The following is a 14,039-nucleotide window of genomic DNA, read 5'->3' as shown; positions in this document are numbered from 1 at the left end:
GGCCGGGGCAATGCTCGCCGCCTGCAGTCCAGGCTTGGCGGCCTCCCCGGACTTCCTCATTGGTCATCAGCATTCATGCGGCCGGCCAGCCTCGCGTCGCTCGCCGGAACAAAAGCCAATGCCGGCGCAGGATGGAGAGCCGAGCCATATCCTTGAGAGGCGGGCGGCGGGCAGTCTCCATCTTGTCGAGATAGGCGCCCGACAGAGCCAGCGGCAGAAAGGCCGGGCGCAATGAAACCGGTAAAGCGGACGCTCCCCACTCGAAGGCGGAAAGATGCTCCCGTGCCAGAGCGATCATCGCGGCAACGGCGCGTTCCGCGCCCGGCCCGCCGTTGCCCGTAACGAATTCTTGCGGCGAGGATCCCGCCGCCGCCAAAATATCGGCCGGGACAAAGCACTGTCCCCGCTTGCGATGCAGCGGCAGCAGAAGCAGGAGACCGGTCATCGCCTGCGCACAACCTGCCCTGCCGGCAAGTTCGGCAAAGCGTGGTGCTTCGACCGGATCGAGCACGATCGCCGCAAGCTGGATGAGCGCGGCGGCAGTCTCGCCGCAATAGCCTTCGAGGTCGGTGCGCGACGGCATCGGGTCGTCATAGAGATCGAAGATGCGCGCTTCGAGCATATTGTCGAAAGCGGCCTTGGGCAGGCGGTGAGCGGAAATAGTCGCCCTCAGCGCGTCCGCCACGGGATGGCCGACCTTAGTCGGATCCTCTTCGGCGGCGATGACGTCTCGCCACCATTGCAGCCGCACCTCGCCCGGCAGCGCTTCGCGGATGCGATCGCGTATGCCGGCAATTTCGGTGTTGAAGGCATAGAGCGAAAACAGCGCGTCCCGCTTGTCTTCGGGCGCGTAGAGCGCGGTCAGATAGCGGTCATGATCGGCGGCGCGCACCGTCTCCATGGCGACTTTGGTGTTTTCGGCCACGTCAGTCGACGGCGATGAGTGCTGCGGCCACGGCGCGGTTTTCCGCCAGCAGCACATTGTAGGTCCGCACAGCCGCCCCGGTCGACATCGGATCGGCGGAAATGCCGGCGTCCTTCAGCGCGGCACGCAGCGCGGTCGGCAACGGCCTCAGATCCTTGCCGCTGCCGACCAGCAGGATCTCGACCTTGGCGGCCTCGTCAAACAGCTTGGTGAAATCCGCCGCCGTCAGCGCCAGCGGATCGGCCGGTTCCCAGCCATAGATGCCCGAAGGCAGGCACAGCAACGAGCCGCGATGCGACATATCGGCAAAGCGGAAGCCGCCATTGCCGTAAGCTTCGATCGGCGCGCGGCCGGGGAAATGCGCCTCGCGGATGACGATGCCTTTGGCCACTAGTGGTCCGATTCTAACTGGCGCGGCAAGCCGTGCGGCAGGCCGTCAGGTGGCTATGGCTTTGCCGCCGCCCACCGGCTTTTCCTCGTCCGACGCTGTGGCCTGCGGCCGCAACTTGAACAGGATAAGCAGCGGCGCGGCGATAAAGATCGACGAATAGGTGCCGAACACGACGCCGAACAGCATCGCCATGGTGAACGAGCGGATCACCTCGCCGCCGAACAGCACCAGCGCCAGCAGCGCCAGGATCGTCGTCACCGAGGTCAGCGTCGTCCTCGACAGCGTCTCGTTGATGGCGTTGTTCAGCAGTTGCGGCAGCGGCATTCGCTTATATTTTCGCAGATCCTCGCGAACGCGGTCATAGACGACGATCGTATCGTTGAGCGAATAACCGATGATGGTGAGAATCGCCGCCAGCGACGACTGGTTGAATTCGAGGCCGGTGATGACGAAGAAGCCGATCGTCATGACCACGTCGTGAACGGTCGCAACGATGGCGCCGACCGCGAACTGCCATTCGAAGCGGAACCAGACATAGATCAGGATGCCGAGCAGCGCGACCAGCATGGCAATGGTGCCTTGCTTGGCAAGCTCGCCTGAGACCGTTGGCCCGACCACTTCGACGCGGCGGAAATCATACTGGTCCTGCAGCTCGCCGCGCACCTTGTCGATGACGGTCTGCTCGGCGTTCTCGCCGCCCTCCTGCGTACCGACGCGGATCAACACGTCGTTCGGCTCGCCGAACTGCTGAACCTGCACCTCGCCGATATTAAGTTCCGTCAGCCTGCCGCGGATGTCGGCCAGATCGGCATTGCCGGCCTTGGACTGCACCTCGATCAGTGAGCCGCCCTTGAAATCGATGCCGTAATTGATGTCGATGGTCATGAAGCCGATGACCGACAGCACCGAAAGCACGCTGGACAGTGTGAACGTCCAGCGGCGGATGCCCATGAACGGAATTTTCGTTCCCGGCGGAATGAAGGTCACCGGCGCGCGCGGCAACTCCTTCGGACGGGCCCGGCGAAGCCAGATCGACACCAGCAGGCGGGTGAAGGTGAAGGCGGTGAAGACCGTGGTCAGGATGCCGATGGCATAGGTGACGGCAAAGCCCTTCACCGGCCCGGTTCCGAGCCAGAACAGCACCACGGTTGCGATCAGCGAGGTCACGTTGGAATCGACGATGGTCGCCAGCGCCTTGCTGAAACCGGTATCGATCGCCTGAATGACCGAGCGGCCGGCACGTCGCTCCTCGCGGATGCGTTCATAGATGAGGACGTTCGAATCGACCGCCATGCCGATGGTCAGCACGATACCGGCGATACCAGGTAGGGTCAGCGTCGCTCCAAGCAGCGACAGCAGCCCGACGATCATCGCAACATGCACCGCCAGCGCGATATTGGCGAGGAAGCCGAGGAAACCGTAGGCGACGAACATGAACGCCACCACCAGGATTGACCCGATGATACCCGCGACCTTGCCGGCATGGATGGAATCCTGGCCGAGACCAGGCCCCACGGTGCGCTCCTCGATCACAGTCAGCGTCGCCGGCAAAGCGCCGGCACGCAGCAGCACGGCGAGGTCGTTGGCGCTCTCGGCAGTAAAATTGCCCGAGATTTGGCCGCTGCCGCCAAGGATCGGTTCGCGGATCTGCGGCGCCGAAATCACCTGATTGTCGAGGATGATGGCGAACAGCTTGCCGACATTCTGCGATGTCGCCTGGCCGAACCGCGTCGCTCCCCTGGAATTGAAGGTGAACGAAACCACCGGCTCGTTGGTCTGGGAGTTATAGGTCGCACTCGCTTTGTCGAGGTCTTCACCCGAGACGATGACGCGGTTCTCGATCAGATAGGGAACGGGCGGATCGTCCTGCGAATAGAGCACCGAGGACCCCGCCGGCGGGCGGCCCTTGAGCGCATCCTGCACCGGCATCGACTGGTCGACCATCTGGAAGGTCAGCTTGGCGGTCTGGCCGAGGATCTCCTTCAGCCGCTGCGGATCCTGCAGGCCCGGCACCTGGACCAGAACGCGATCGTCGCCCTGCCTTTGCACGATCGGCTCGGTGGTGCCGAGCTCGTTGACGCGGCGACCGACGACCTCGATCGACTGCGTCAGCGCCGCCGAGGTGCGGTATTTGATGCCGGCATCGGTGACGGTGAACTTCAGCAGGCCGGGCTGGGATTCATCCAGCGTCATCTCCCGGATGGAGCCGCCGCTGAACAGGCCAGCTTGCACCGGATCGGTTAATGTCTTCAACGCATTCTTGGCGGCATCGACCTGATTGGCATCGGTGATGCGGACCTGAACGCTGCGGCCCGATCCGGAAAGGCCGGTATAGCCGACCTTGGCATTGCGCAGCAGCGTTCGAATTTCGTCGCGCGTCGTCTCCAGCTGGTCCTTGATCAGATCGTTCGGATCCATCCTGAGCAGGATGTGCGAGCCGCCCTGCAGGTCGAGGCCGAGCGTCATCTGCCGCTTCGGCACCCAGTCGGGCAGCTTGGCCAGCGTGCTGGCGGAAAAAAGGTTGGGCGCAGCGAGGACCACTGTGGCGGCCACGGCCAGCCAGATCAGGATCATCTTGAAGCGCGAAAAATAGAGCATATGGCGTCGTCCGTCAGGGCGTACTGGCGGATCGTTCCGCCGACAATTCGGTTATTTCTTGGCGTTCTGGTTCGCCACCGGCTCGCCCTTAACCTGCACATCGTCAATTGTCGAGCGCGGTGCAGTCAATTTGGCGCCGCCGCCGGGATCGGTTCCGACGTAATTGGCTGATCTCCTGCCCTATTCTAATTCTGCCCGCCGCCAGGCGCTATAGTGCGTTCTTCAACTATTTTCAGTCTTGCCGGCAACGGACCAGAACGCAAAAGCAGGGCAAGTTCTTTGGCGCTCTCATTGGTGAAGTTGCCTGATATCTGGCCGGAGCCGCCAAGGATCGGCTCGCGGATAACTGGCGCCGAAAGCACCTGACTGTCGAGGATCATTGCAAACTGCTTGCCGACATTCTGTGAGGTCGCTTGAGCAAAACGCGTTGTACCCTTGGAATCGAAATTGAACGATACAACCGGCTCATTCATGGCCGAATTGTAGGTCGCCCGGGCATCGACGATGTTGTCACCGGAAACAATCACACGATCTTCGACCAGATAGGGAATCGGCGGATCGTCCTGCGAATAGAGCACCGAAGAGCCTCGCGGCGCCCGGTTGTTGAGCGCATCCTGCACAGGCCACGACGTATCGACCATTTGAAATGTCAACTTGCCAGTCCGTCCGAGAATGTCCTTGAACCGGACTGGGGTCCGCAAGCCGGGCACCCGAACCAGTATTTGGTCATCGCCTTGCTGCTGCACGATCGGTTCGAAAGCGCCACTCTCGCTAACCCGGAGTTTGACGACTTCCATCGACGGCACCAGCGCCATCAATGTCCGAAGCCTGACGCCAGCATCCGTTATTGTGAGGCTGAGCAATCCGGGTTCCGGCTCATCAAGCGCGATCTCCTCGACTGGGTTCGTCCCGGCAACCGGATCGGTGAATATTTTCAGGGCTGTTTTGGCGGCATCGATCTGAGCCGGATCCGAAATGCGGACCTTGACCTCGCGACCCCATCCAGCAAGGCCCGTATAGCCGATCCTGGCATCGCGCAGCAGCGAGCGAACGTCATTGCGCACCGTCTCCAGCCGGTTCTTGATCAGATCCTCCTTATCCACCTCAAGCAGAATCTGCCAACCACCTTGCCGGTCGAAACTCGCCTGCCGCTTCGGCAGCCAGGCAAGAAGGTCGACGAGCGTACCGTCCGGCTTCATAGCGCGCGCGCCAAGCATCACGCCCAAGACCACCATGCCGGCAACAGCCAGCCAGATAAGAATCTTGGTAAGGCGCGAAAACCACATATGGCGTTGCCCGTTGCGGATCGTGCCGCCCGAAGACCCGGTTATCTCCTGAGCTTTATTTCTTGGCGTTCTGGTTCGCCACCGGCTCGCCCTTGACGCGCACGTCGGCGATCGTCGAGCGCAGCGCCGTCACCTTGGTGCCGCCGCCAAGGTCGACCTCGAGCTCGTTATCGTCGATCACCTTGGTCACCTTGCCGACCAAGCCGCCGCCGGTGACAACGGTATCGCCGCGACGAACCGCCGCCAGCATCTCGCCGCGCTTCTTTAGCTGCGTGCGCTGCGGCCGGATGATCAGAAAATACATGATCACGAAAATCAGAGCAAACGGCACGATCTGGATAAACATTGCGGACGAGTCCCCGCCGATGCCTTGGGCGTATGCCGGTGTCACGAACATCGAGGTACTCCTGAATTTTAAAAACAGCCGCCAAACCGTTCTGGGAATTTGACGGCCCCGCCAAATTTGGCCGGAATATAGTCGGTAACGTTGCCAATGCAACTGCGCGGCCGGGCAAATCGGCTGCTTTTCCGGCCTGGTGAGCCGTGTTAGAGGGTGATCCCCAAAAGCGACGCTCGGTTTCCGCAAAAGATCATGCCCGAACAAATGCTTGGGACGAGTTTCGAAACCGCTGAAATCAGGTAGGTTGGCCTGCCGCACCATCCTGAAAGCGAAACAAAAAAGACAAGAGATGACCGACAGTACCATCGATATCCTGAGCCAGAAGCTCGACCGCCTGATCGAGGCGGTCGCCCGCCTCGCCCCGCCGCCGGTGCCGCAAACCGACCTCGGCGAGGCCGATTGCTTCGTCTGGCAGGCCGATCCCGGCTATCTGGAGCCGGTGCGCAAGGTCAACCGCGTCGACATCGGCCTGATCCGCGGCGTCGACCGCGTCCGCGACATATTGGTCGACAACACCGAGCGCTTCGCCTCAGGCTATGCTGCCAACAACGTGCTGTTGTGGGGCGCGCGCGGCATGGGCAAATCGTCGCTGGTCAAGGCGGTGCACGCCGCGGTCAACGCTTCGGCCAAGCTCGACCTGCCGCTCAAGCTTATCGAGATCCATCGCGAAGACATCGACACGCTGCCGAAGCTGATGGGACTGCTGAAGGCGGCACCCTTCCGCTTCATCCTGTTTTGCGACGACCTGTCATTCGACCACGACGACACGTCCTATAAATCGCTGAAGGCAGCTCTTGAAGGCGGCGTCGAGGGCCGCCCGGCCAACGTCATCTTCTACGCCACCTCGAACCGGCGGCATCTGTTGCCGCGCGACATGATCGACAATGAGCGCTCGACGGCGATCAATCCGTCCGAAGCGGTCGAGGAAAAGGTTTCGCTGTCGGACCGTTTCGGCCTGTGGCTTGGCTTCCACAAATGTTCGCAGGACGAATATCTCGACATGATCGACGGCTATGTCCGCCATCACGATCTCGCCATCGATCCCGAGACGCTGCGCGCCGAGGCGCTGGAATGGGCGACGACGCGCGGCAGCCGTTCGGGCCGCGTCGCCTGGCAGTTCACCCAGGATCTGGCAGGCCGGCTCGGCAAATCGCTGAAGGATTAGCCGCTCAAGGACTAACAGCAGAGGAAGCCCGCACCTTGCGGAGCGGACTTCCTCGGCGGGCTGAAGGTCAAGTGGCCCGCAAATCGCTTCCGTCTTCTATTCGAGATAGGTCGAAGGATCGACCGGCGCCGAGTTCTTGCGCACTTCGAAATGCAGTTTCGGCGAGTCGGTGGTGCCGCTCATGCCGGACAGGGCGATTTCCTGGCCGCGCTTGACCTTCTGGCCGCGCTGCACCTCGATCGAGCTGGCGTGGCCGTAGACGGTGACCAGACCGTTTTCGTGCCGCACCAGCACCGTGTTGCCGAATTCCTTGAGGCCGTCACCGGCATAGATGACGACGCCGTTCTCAGCTGCCTTGACCGGCGTCCCCTCGGGCACGGCAATGTCGACGCCGTCCTTGCCGCCGCCGAAGCTTGAGATCACGCGGCCGCGCACCGGCCAGCGCATCTTGCCGATGCCGGTTGCGTCCGGCGCCACCGCATCGTCGTCCTCGGCCTGCTGGATGACTTTCGCGTCCTTCTTTGGCGGCGTGTAGGAGGCGAGCGTCTGCGTCGGCGTGGCCTTGGCAGGCGGCTGGGTGGTGGCCGTCGTCACCGGATCGACCTTTGCCGGCTTCGCACTGGCGACGACAGCGGTTCCGCCTGCCGGCACTTTCAGGGTCTGGCCGATCTTGAGCAGTCCATCCTGCATGCCGTTCGCCTGCTTCAACGCGACGATGCCGACGCCGGTCTTTCTGGCGATGGCCGACAGCGTATCGCCTTGCTGAACCGTGTAGGTGCCGCCGGCACCGGCTGGCTTGGCCGTCGCCGAAGCCACTTTGGGCGCGGTCTTTCCATCCTTCGGCTGGCTTGCGGCAGCCGAGGCGTCCACCTGCGCGGCAGACTTGCCTTCCCTGAGCTTCGGCTGCTGCGGCAGCACGGCCACCTTCTCCGGCGCGTCGGCCGGCTGGTCGTGCCTGGTGCCGTTCGCGGGCTTGGCGTCGGCGACTTTCGGCGTGGCGCCGTTGCTCGAATACGCATAGGCCGGGATGACGAGCTTCTGGCCGGTCTTCAGCCCCTTGGTCGCGCTCAGCCCGTTGACTTTCATGATGGCATCGGCCGGCACGCCGTAGCGCCGCGACAGGCCGGAAATGGTCTCGCCGTCCTTGACGACGATCTCGGCTGCATGCGGTGCGCCGGCGGCCGTCGCCATGCGCGGCGCGTCGGGCTCGGCGTTCTTGAACGGCCTTGCCGCCGGAGCGACGGTGCCGGTTGCCGTCCTGTCGACACGAGGAGCGGCAGGCGCCATCGCCGGCGCGGCAGCGGTACGCACCGGGCGGGCGGCGGGTGCCAGGGCGGGAGCCGGCGGTGGCAACTGCTGCGCCGTAACCGGTTCGAGGCTTGAGCGGCTGACCGACTGGGTGTGGCTGCCGTCGATCGGCGCGGCCGCAACATCGCCCGGATAAGGCTGGGCAGCATCCTGCTTGTCGATGATGGCGCGCTGGTTGTTGGTCGAGGCGGTGAACACGTCATCGACGCTGTTGAACCGCGCCACCTGGGAACTACACCCCGTCGCAGCGCCTGCGATCATGAGGACGGCGCAGCCACGCGCCAGATTGCGTCCGTTTGCCTTCAAAACACTGAATTGCATCGCACTAACCCGCACAGACCCGGTACAACTGAGTGTGATTAAAGCGCGTTAATGTTACCGGTCGGTTAAACCTGTAGAATCAGACGCAAATTTTCTTAAAATATTCGAGGATCGAGCGCCGGGTGTGTCGAGATTCAGGTCAGGCCGAGCCGAAAATGGTGGGTTCCGAGAACCGGAGCGGTGCGTACTTTTTCGGTACGTGAGCACCGGCCTACGCCGGCCATAGCCTTAACTGCCGCGACCTCTTATGAATGCTTCGGCCGGCGAAGGCCGGAAGCGGAGGAAGCCGCCATTTGCAGGCCGGCCTCACCTGAATATCGACACAGTCTAGATCACCGCGGCGACACCGTGCAGGATCGGCTGCAGGCGCACCAGGCCGATATCCTCGCGTTCGAAGCGGCTGCCGACCTTGGTCAGCTTGGCCAGCACCTGCTCGCCTTCGTCGGGTCCGATCGGCGCGATGACGATGCCGCCGCTCGACAATTGGTCGAGGAGAAAGCGCGGCAGGCTGTCGAAGGCCGCCCAGGCGACGATGCGGTCGAACGGCGCTTCGTTGGCCAGCCCGTTGGAACCGTCCGCCTGGCGCACGATCACATTGCCGATGGCGAGTGCCTCGAGGCGCTGCCGGGCCTGTTCGGCCAGCGTCTTGTAACGGTCGATGGTGACGATCCGCGCGGCAAGCCGCGACATCACCGCCGCCGTGTAGCCGGACCCGGTGCCGATCTCGAGCACCCGGTTGCCCGGCTCGATGGCAAATGCCGCGATCACCGCCGCCTGCAGGTCGGCGCCTTCGATGGCCTCGCCGCATTCGATCGGCAGCATACGGTCCGACCAGGCCATCGGGTGGAAATGCGGAGACAGAAAGCCGCGCCGCGGCGTCGCCTCGAAGGCGGCGATCAGCGCCTTCGGCACCGTCCCCCTGCCGCGCAGACGAAGCAGGAAGGCAGCGAAACCTTCGCGCTCGTCGACCGTTGCAGCGTGGTTCAAGTTCATGCGAGCGCCTTGGCCAGTTGATCGCGGATTTCATGCGCGGTGAGATCGAGCTGCAGCGGCGTCACCGACACCAGCCGATTGCGCAAGGCATGGAGGTCGGTGCCTTGCTTGCCCTCGACTGGCTCGCGGCCGAAGCGCAGCCAGTAGTAAGGCAGGCCGCGCCCGTCGCGCCGCTCGTCGACCCACAGGCTGTGGACCAGCTTGCCCTGCGAAGTGACTACAGTGCCGGCGATCTCTTCCGGCGCACAGTTCGGAAAATTGACGTTGAGCAGCACGCCGTCCGGCAACGGCATGGCGACGAGCTTTTCGAGCAGGGCCGGCGCCAGCGCTTCGGTGGTCTCGTAGGGAACGACGCGGTCCTCGCCGACATAGGAATAGGCCTGGCTGATGGCGATCGATCGCACGCCGAGCAGCGCGCCTTCCATGGCGCCGGCGACCGTGCCCGAATAGGTGACGTCGTCGGCGATGTTGGCGCCGCAATTGACGCCGGACAGGATCAGGTCAGGCGCTTCGGGCAGGATCTTCTTCACGCCCATGATGACACAGTCGGTCGGCGTTCCGCGCACCGCAAAGTGCTTTTCGCCGATTTTCCTGAGCCGCAGCGGCTCCGAGATCGACAGCGAATGCGCATAGCCGGACTGATCCTGTTCCGGTGCCACCACCCAGACGTCGTCCGACAGCGTGCGCGCGATGCGTTCGAGTGATGCAAGGCCCTCGGCATGGATGCCGTCGTCGTTGGTCAGGAGGATGCGCATGAGACCGCCTTTGCAGAATTGGATTGACGGCAGCGCTCTACGATACCCCCCTCTGTCCTGCCCTCTTTGCCACCACTTGACATCTCCCCCTCAAGGGGGGAGATCGGCAATACCGTAGCCGCCGCCTTCCTTGCTACGCCAACAGTTGGCGAAAGCTGTGATGACGGCGCAATCTCCCCCCTTGAGGGGGAGATGTCCGGCAGGACAGAGGGGGGCGCGAAGGAACGCGGGGCCGACAATCTTGTCACTTCGATGATTCGATCTTTGCGAGACCGCCCATGTAAGCCCGAAGCGCTTCAGGAATGGTTACGCTGCCGTCCTCGTTTTGGTAATTTTCGATGACGGCAATGAGAGCGCGGCCGACGGCGGTGCCCGAACCGTTCAGCGTGTGGACGAAGCGGTTGCCCTTGCCGTCCTTGTCCTTGTAGCGGGCGTCCATGCGCCGCGCCTGGAAATCGCCGCATACCGAGCACGACGATATCTCGCGATAGGCATTCTGGCCGGGCAGCCAGACCTCGATGTCGTAGGTCTTGCGCGCGCCAAAGCCCATGTCGCCGGTGCACAGCGTCATGGTGCGGAACGGCAGGCCGAGCCGCTTCAGCACCTCCTCGGCGCATTCGGTCATGCGCTCATGCTCGGCAACCGAAGTCTCCTGGTCGGTGATCGACACCAGCTCGACCTTGTAGAACTGGTGCTGGCGCAGCATGCCGCGCGTGTCGCGCCCGGCCGAGCCCGCCTCGGAGCGGAAGCACGGCGTCAGCGCCGTATAGCGCAGCGGCAGTTTTTCGTGCGGCATGATCTCGTCGCGAACGAGATTGGTGAGCGGCACTTCGGCGGTTGGGATTAGGCCAAGCCTGCCGTCCCCGTGCCGAACGAAGAATAAATCCTCTTCGAATTTCGGCAGTTGCCCGGTCCCGAAAAGCACCTCGTCGCGCACCATCAACGGCGGCTGGATCTCTATATAGCCGTGCTCGGTGGTGTGCAGATCCAGCATGAACTGGCCGAGCGCGCGTTCCATCCGCGCCAGGCCGCTCTTCAGCACCGTGAAGCGCGAGCCGGAAAGCCGTGCTGCCCGCTCGAAATCCATCATGCCGAGCGCTTCGCCGATCTCGAAATGCTCCTTCACCCAATTCGGCCGCGTCGGCACCTCGCCGACGACGCGCATGACGACGTTGTCGTGCTCGTCCTTGCCGACCGGCACGTCGTCGAACGGCACGTTGGGCAGCACCGCCAGCGCATCGTTCAGCGCCTTGTCGAGCTCGCGCTCGCGCGCCTCGCCATTCTGGATGAAGGCCTTGATCTCGCCGACCTCGGCCTTCAGCCTTTCGGCGAGAGCTGCATCGCCCGAGCGCATGGCATTGCCGATCTCCTTCGATGCGGCGTTGCGGCGTTCCTGCCTGGTCTGCAGCTCGGTCAGATGCTCGCGCCGCGCCTCATCCGCGGCGATCAGGTCGTCGACCGTGGACTGCGCATCCTCAGCCGACCACGAGCGCTTCTGGAGCGCCTCGACAAAGGCCTTCGGGTTGTCGCGAATCCATTTGATGTCAAGCATGGTCTGTTCGTCCTTGAGTAGGCCAGAGGGGGTAAACCGCATCGATGCAAGGCGTCAAGGCAGAGTTCCTTCGCGCCCCCCTCTGTCCTGCCGGACATCTCCCCCACGGGTGGGGAGATCGGCCGTCACTGCTGCTTTCGCCAATCTCCGGCGCTGAAAAAGCAAGCCATCGGCGAAGTTGCCAATCTCCCCCCAAGTGGGGGAGATGTCCGGCAGGACAGAGGGGGGCGCTGTCCCGCCGACCTCAGGCGGCAACACCGGAACTTCAAAGGAAGAAACAAAAAAACCCGCCTGAGTGGGCGGGTTTTTGGAGCCAATTGGCACCATACTTAAATTAGTAGCATAGCTGCCGGCACAAAGCAAGAACAAAGTTGCCATGGCCGGCAAAAAAATGCTGCCCGCTTCAACCGAACCTACGTCGAAGACGCGTCCGCCGGCTTTTCGGCCACCTCTTCGGTGGCGTCCTGCTTTTCGCGGGCCACACGGTCGCGCTCCTTGCTGCGTTCGATCAGCCGGGCCGACCAGATCGAGACCTCGTAGAGCAGGATCGTCGGAATGGCGAGGCCGATCTGGCTCATCGGGTCGGGCGGCGTCAGCACCGCCGCCACGACGAAGGCGATGACGATCGCCCATTTGCGCTTCTCGGCCAGGGCCGTGGACGACAGCATGCCGACCCGCGTCATCAGGCTTGTCACCACCGGCAGCTGGAACACCAGGCCGAAGGAGAAGATCAGCGTCATGATCAGGCTGAGATATTCGGACACTTTCGGCAGCAGCGAAATCTGCACCTGGTCGTTGGTGCCGGTCTGCTGCATGGCGAGGAAGAACCACATCACCATCGGCGTGAAGAAGAAATAGACCAGCGATGCGCCCATCAGGAACAGGATCGGCGAGGCGATCAGGAACGGCAGGAAGGCGTTGCGCTCGTTTTTGTAGAGGCCGGGCGCGATGAATTTGTAGATCTGCGTGGCGATCAGCGGAAAGGCGATGACCATGCCGCCGAACATGGCGAGCTTGACCTGGGTAAAGAAGAACTCCTGTGGCGCCGTATAGATCAGCTCGACCTTGTGCGGGTCGAGCCCGGCCCATTGGGTCGCCCATCTGAACGGAATGACCAGAAGGTTGAACAGCCGCTTGGCGAAAAAGAAGCAGACCAGGAAGGCAACAAAAAAACCGCCAATCGACCAGATCAGCCGCCGGCGCAACTCGATCAGGTGCTCCATCAGCGGAGCCGACGATTTTTCTATCTCGTCCTTTTCCTTGTCCGAAACGCTCACTTGGCGGCTCCCGCCGTTTTCCTGGCGGCCGGCTTCTTCGTTGCTGACGCCGGCTTCTTCGCTGCTGACAACTGCGCTTTTTGCTCAGCTTTTGCGGCAGCCTTTGGCGCAGCAGTCTTTGCCGGCCTGGCCGGCACTGCGGCCGCGGCGTTTGCGGGCGCCGGCTTCTTCTTTGCCGCCGGCGCTTTTTGCGGCACGGCCGCTGCGGTCGTTTGCGCCTGCACTGCCGGCGCCACGACGGACTCGTCCGTCATCGCCGGAAAGATCGGCGTGGCCGGCGTCGGCTCCGGCGGGCTGACGCCCGGCATCGTCGTTGCGCCGTTCTTCAGCGGCTCGGCTGTCTGCTCTGTCGAAGCGGCGGCATCGACGGCCGGCTTGGGTTTCATCACTGCGTCGACGCCGGAACGGACGTCGGCGGCGGCCTGCTCGAATGGATTGAGCTGCTTCCTGATCTCGGCTGCCGGATTGAGGCTTCTCAGCGAATCGACCGACTTCTTGACGTCGTCGAGCTCGGCTTCCTTCAACGCATCGTTGAACTGCCGCTGGAAATCGGACGCCATGCTCCGCAGCTTCGCCGTCGTGCGGCCGAAGGTGCGCAGCATGTTGGGCAAATCCTTGGGCCCGACGACCACGATCATGACGATCGCGATCACCAGCATCTCGGTCCAGCCGACTTCGAACATGGCTATACGTTCCGACTAAAGTTTTGGGCTCAGCTTTTGCTGGCCTTTTCCTTCGGTACCGAAACGGTTTCGTCGGCACGGTGTTCAACGGTACGCTTGTCCTCGGCAGTCTCGTCGTCCGCCATGCCCTTCTTGAAGCTCTTGATGCCCTTGGCCATGTCGCCCATCAACTCGGGGATCTTGCCGCGGCCGAACACCAGCAGCACGATCACCAGAACGATCATCCAGTGCCAAATCGAAAATGAACCCATAGCAAATCTCTCTCGAACGGTTTCCCAGACGCTGATCTATGCGCTTTCGGGTTCGGATTCAAACAGAACTGCGACAGAGTTCATGAATGAGTCGCCGAAGTCACGCACTTTCGGCACGGCGGCCCGCTACCAAT

The 14,039-nt window shown here is 62.8% G+C and carries 13 protein-coding genes; 1 reads left to right on the top strand and 12 read right to left on the bottom strand.

All coding sequences use genetic code 11. The features are described from left to right. Window positions 1-73 precede the first annotated feature (73 nt). The 5 genes from NKI70_RS21185 to yajC all read right to left on the bottom strand — a co-directional run bounded on the left by NKI70_RS21185 (window position 74) and on the right by yajC (window position 5,597). Complete coding sequence (locus NKI70_RS21185) at window positions 74-901, bottom strand: phytoene/squalene synthase family protein (protein ID WP_502898927.1); 828 nt, start codon at window positions 899-901, stop codon at window positions 74-76. Between the two features lie 25 nt (window positions 902-926). After that, complete coding sequence (locus tag NKI70_RS21180; RefSeq protein WP_352647784.1) at window positions 927-1,316, bottom strand: Mth938-like domain-containing protein; 390 nt, start codon at window positions 1,314-1,316, stop codon at window positions 927-929. A 45-nt stretch (window positions 1,317-1,361) separates the two neighbouring features. Next, a complete protein-coding gene (gene secDF / locus NKI70_RS21175) occupies window positions 1,362-3,914 on the bottom strand; it encodes a protein translocase subunit SecDF (protein WP_352618273.1) in 2,553 nt (850 codons plus the stop codon). A 185-nt stretch (window positions 3,915-4,099) separates the two neighbouring features. Continuing rightward, on the bottom strand, window positions 4,100-5,200 hold the full coding sequence (locus NKI70_RS21165) for a SecDF P1 head subdomain-containing protein (protein ID WP_352587894.1): 1,101 nt from the start codon (window positions 5,198-5,200) through the stop codon (window positions 4,100-4,102). A 55-nt stretch (window positions 5,201-5,255) separates the two neighbouring features. Then, a complete protein-coding gene (yajC, locus tag NKI70_RS21160; protein ID WP_352588014.1) occupies window positions 5,256-5,597 on the bottom strand; it encodes a preprotein translocase subunit YajC in 342 nt (113 codons plus the stop codon). 292 nt (window positions 5,598-5,889) lie between these two features. Here yajC and NKI70_RS21155 point away from each other — a divergent pair, with 292 nt between their 5' ends. Beyond that, window positions 5,890-6,765: an ATP-binding protein gene (locus tag NKI70_RS21155; RefSeq protein ID WP_352587892.1), complete on the top strand. Its 876-nt coding sequence runs from the start codon at window positions 5,890-5,892 to the stop codon at window positions 6,763-6,765. Between the two features lie 96 nt (window positions 6,766-6,861). Here the strand turns inward: NKI70_RS21155 and NKI70_RS21150 are convergent, their stop codons facing one another. The 7 genes from NKI70_RS21150 to NKI70_RS21120 all read right to left on the bottom strand — a co-directional run bounded on the left by NKI70_RS21150 (window position 6,862) and on the right by NKI70_RS21120 (window position 13,905). After that, window positions 6,862-8,394: a peptidoglycan DD-metalloendopeptidase family protein gene (locus NKI70_RS21150; protein WP_352587890.1), complete on the bottom strand. Its 1,533-nt coding sequence runs from the start codon at window positions 8,392-8,394 to the stop codon at window positions 6,862-6,864. 327 nt (window positions 8,395-8,721) lie between these two features. Then, window positions 8,722-9,387 carry a protein-L-isoaspartate(D-aspartate) O-methyltransferase gene (locus NKI70_RS21145; RefSeq protein ID WP_352568853.1) on the bottom strand — a complete coding sequence of 222 codons (666 nt, stop codon included), beginning with the start codon at window positions 9,385-9,387 and terminating at the stop codon, window positions 8,722-8,724. After that, window positions 9,384-10,142 (bottom strand): 5'/3'-nucleotidase SurE, encoded by a 759-nt coding sequence (surE, locus tag NKI70_RS21140; RefSeq protein WP_352724875.1) that lies wholly within the window; start codon window positions 10,140-10,142, stop codon window positions 9,384-9,386. Before surE ends, NKI70_RS21145 begins: the two co-directional genes overlap by 4 nt. Window positions 10,143-10,386: 244 nt before the next feature. After that, entirely contained in the window at window positions 10,387-11,694 is a 1,308-nt protein-coding gene (serS, locus tag NKI70_RS21135) for a serine--tRNA ligase (RefSeq protein ID WP_352697801.1), read from the bottom strand. A 413-nt stretch (window positions 11,695-12,107) separates the two neighbouring features. Next, a complete protein-coding gene (gene tatC / locus NKI70_RS21130) occupies window positions 12,108-12,971 on the bottom strand; it encodes a twin-arginine translocase subunit TatC (protein WP_023678927.1) in 864 nt (287 codons plus the stop codon). Then, window positions 12,968-13,654, bottom strand: coding sequence for a Sec-independent protein translocase protein TatB (tatB, locus tag NKI70_RS21125; protein WP_352568855.1), 687 nt, complete (start codon window positions 13,652-13,654; stop codon window positions 12,968-12,970). The genes tatC and tatB overlap by 4 nt, the downstream gene beginning before the upstream one ends. Window positions 13,655-13,683: 29 nt before the next feature. Further along, complete coding sequence (locus tag NKI70_RS21120; RefSeq protein ID WP_352490594.1) at window positions 13,684-13,905, bottom strand: twin-arginine translocase TatA/TatE family subunit; 222 nt, start codon at window positions 13,903-13,905, stop codon at window positions 13,684-13,686. Window positions 13,906-14,039: the final 134 nt, after the last annotated feature.

The organism is Mesorhizobium sp. M0500 (assembly GCF_040321165.1).
Classification (GTDB): Bacteria; Pseudomonadota; Alphaproteobacteria; order Rhizobiales; family Rhizobiaceae; genus Mesorhizobium.
This window is presented reverse-complemented; position numbering and strand designations above follow the sequence as displayed.

Coding starts and splice junctions, on each gene's coding strand:
- NKI70_RS21145 (WP_352568853.1), bottom strand. CDS start 9,387: ATGAACTTGAACCACGCTGCAACGGTCGACGAGCGCGAAGGTTTCGCT.
- NKI70_RS21120 (WP_352490594.1), bottom strand. CDS start 13,905: ATGGGTTCATTTTCGATTTGGCACTGGATGATCGTTCTGGTGATCGTG.
- NKI70_RS21155 (WP_352587892.1), top strand. CDS start 5,890: ATGACCGACAGTACCATCGATATCCTGAGCCAGAAGCTCGACCGCCTG.
- NKI70_RS21150 (WP_352587890.1), bottom strand. CDS start 8,394: ATGCAATTCAGTGTTTTGAAGGCAAACGGACGCAATCTGGCGCGTGGC.
- yajC (WP_352588014.1), bottom strand. CDS start 5,597: ATGTTCGTGACACCGGCATACGCCCAAGGCATCGGCGGGGACTCGTCC.
- NKI70_RS21185 (WP_502898927.1), bottom strand. CDS start 901: ATGGAGACGGTGCGCGCCGCCGATCATGACCGCTATCTGACCGCGCTC.
- secDF (WP_352618273.1), bottom strand. CDS start 3,914: ATGCTCTATTTTTCGCGCTTCAAGATGATCCTGATCTGGCTGGCCGTG.
- surE (WP_352724875.1), bottom strand. CDS start 10,142: ATGCGCATCCTCCTGACCAACGACGACGGCATCCATGCCGAGGGCCTT.
- serS (WP_352697801.1), bottom strand. CDS start 11,694: ATGCTTGACATCAAATGGATTCGCGACAACCCGAAGGCCTTTGTCGAG.
- tatB (WP_352568855.1), bottom strand. CDS start 13,654: ATGTTCGAAGTCGGCTGGACCGAGATGCTGGTGATCGCGATCGTCATG.
- NKI70_RS21165 (WP_352587894.1), bottom strand. CDS start 5,200: ATGTGGTTTTCGCGCCTTACCAAGATTCTTATCTGGCTGGCTGTTGCC.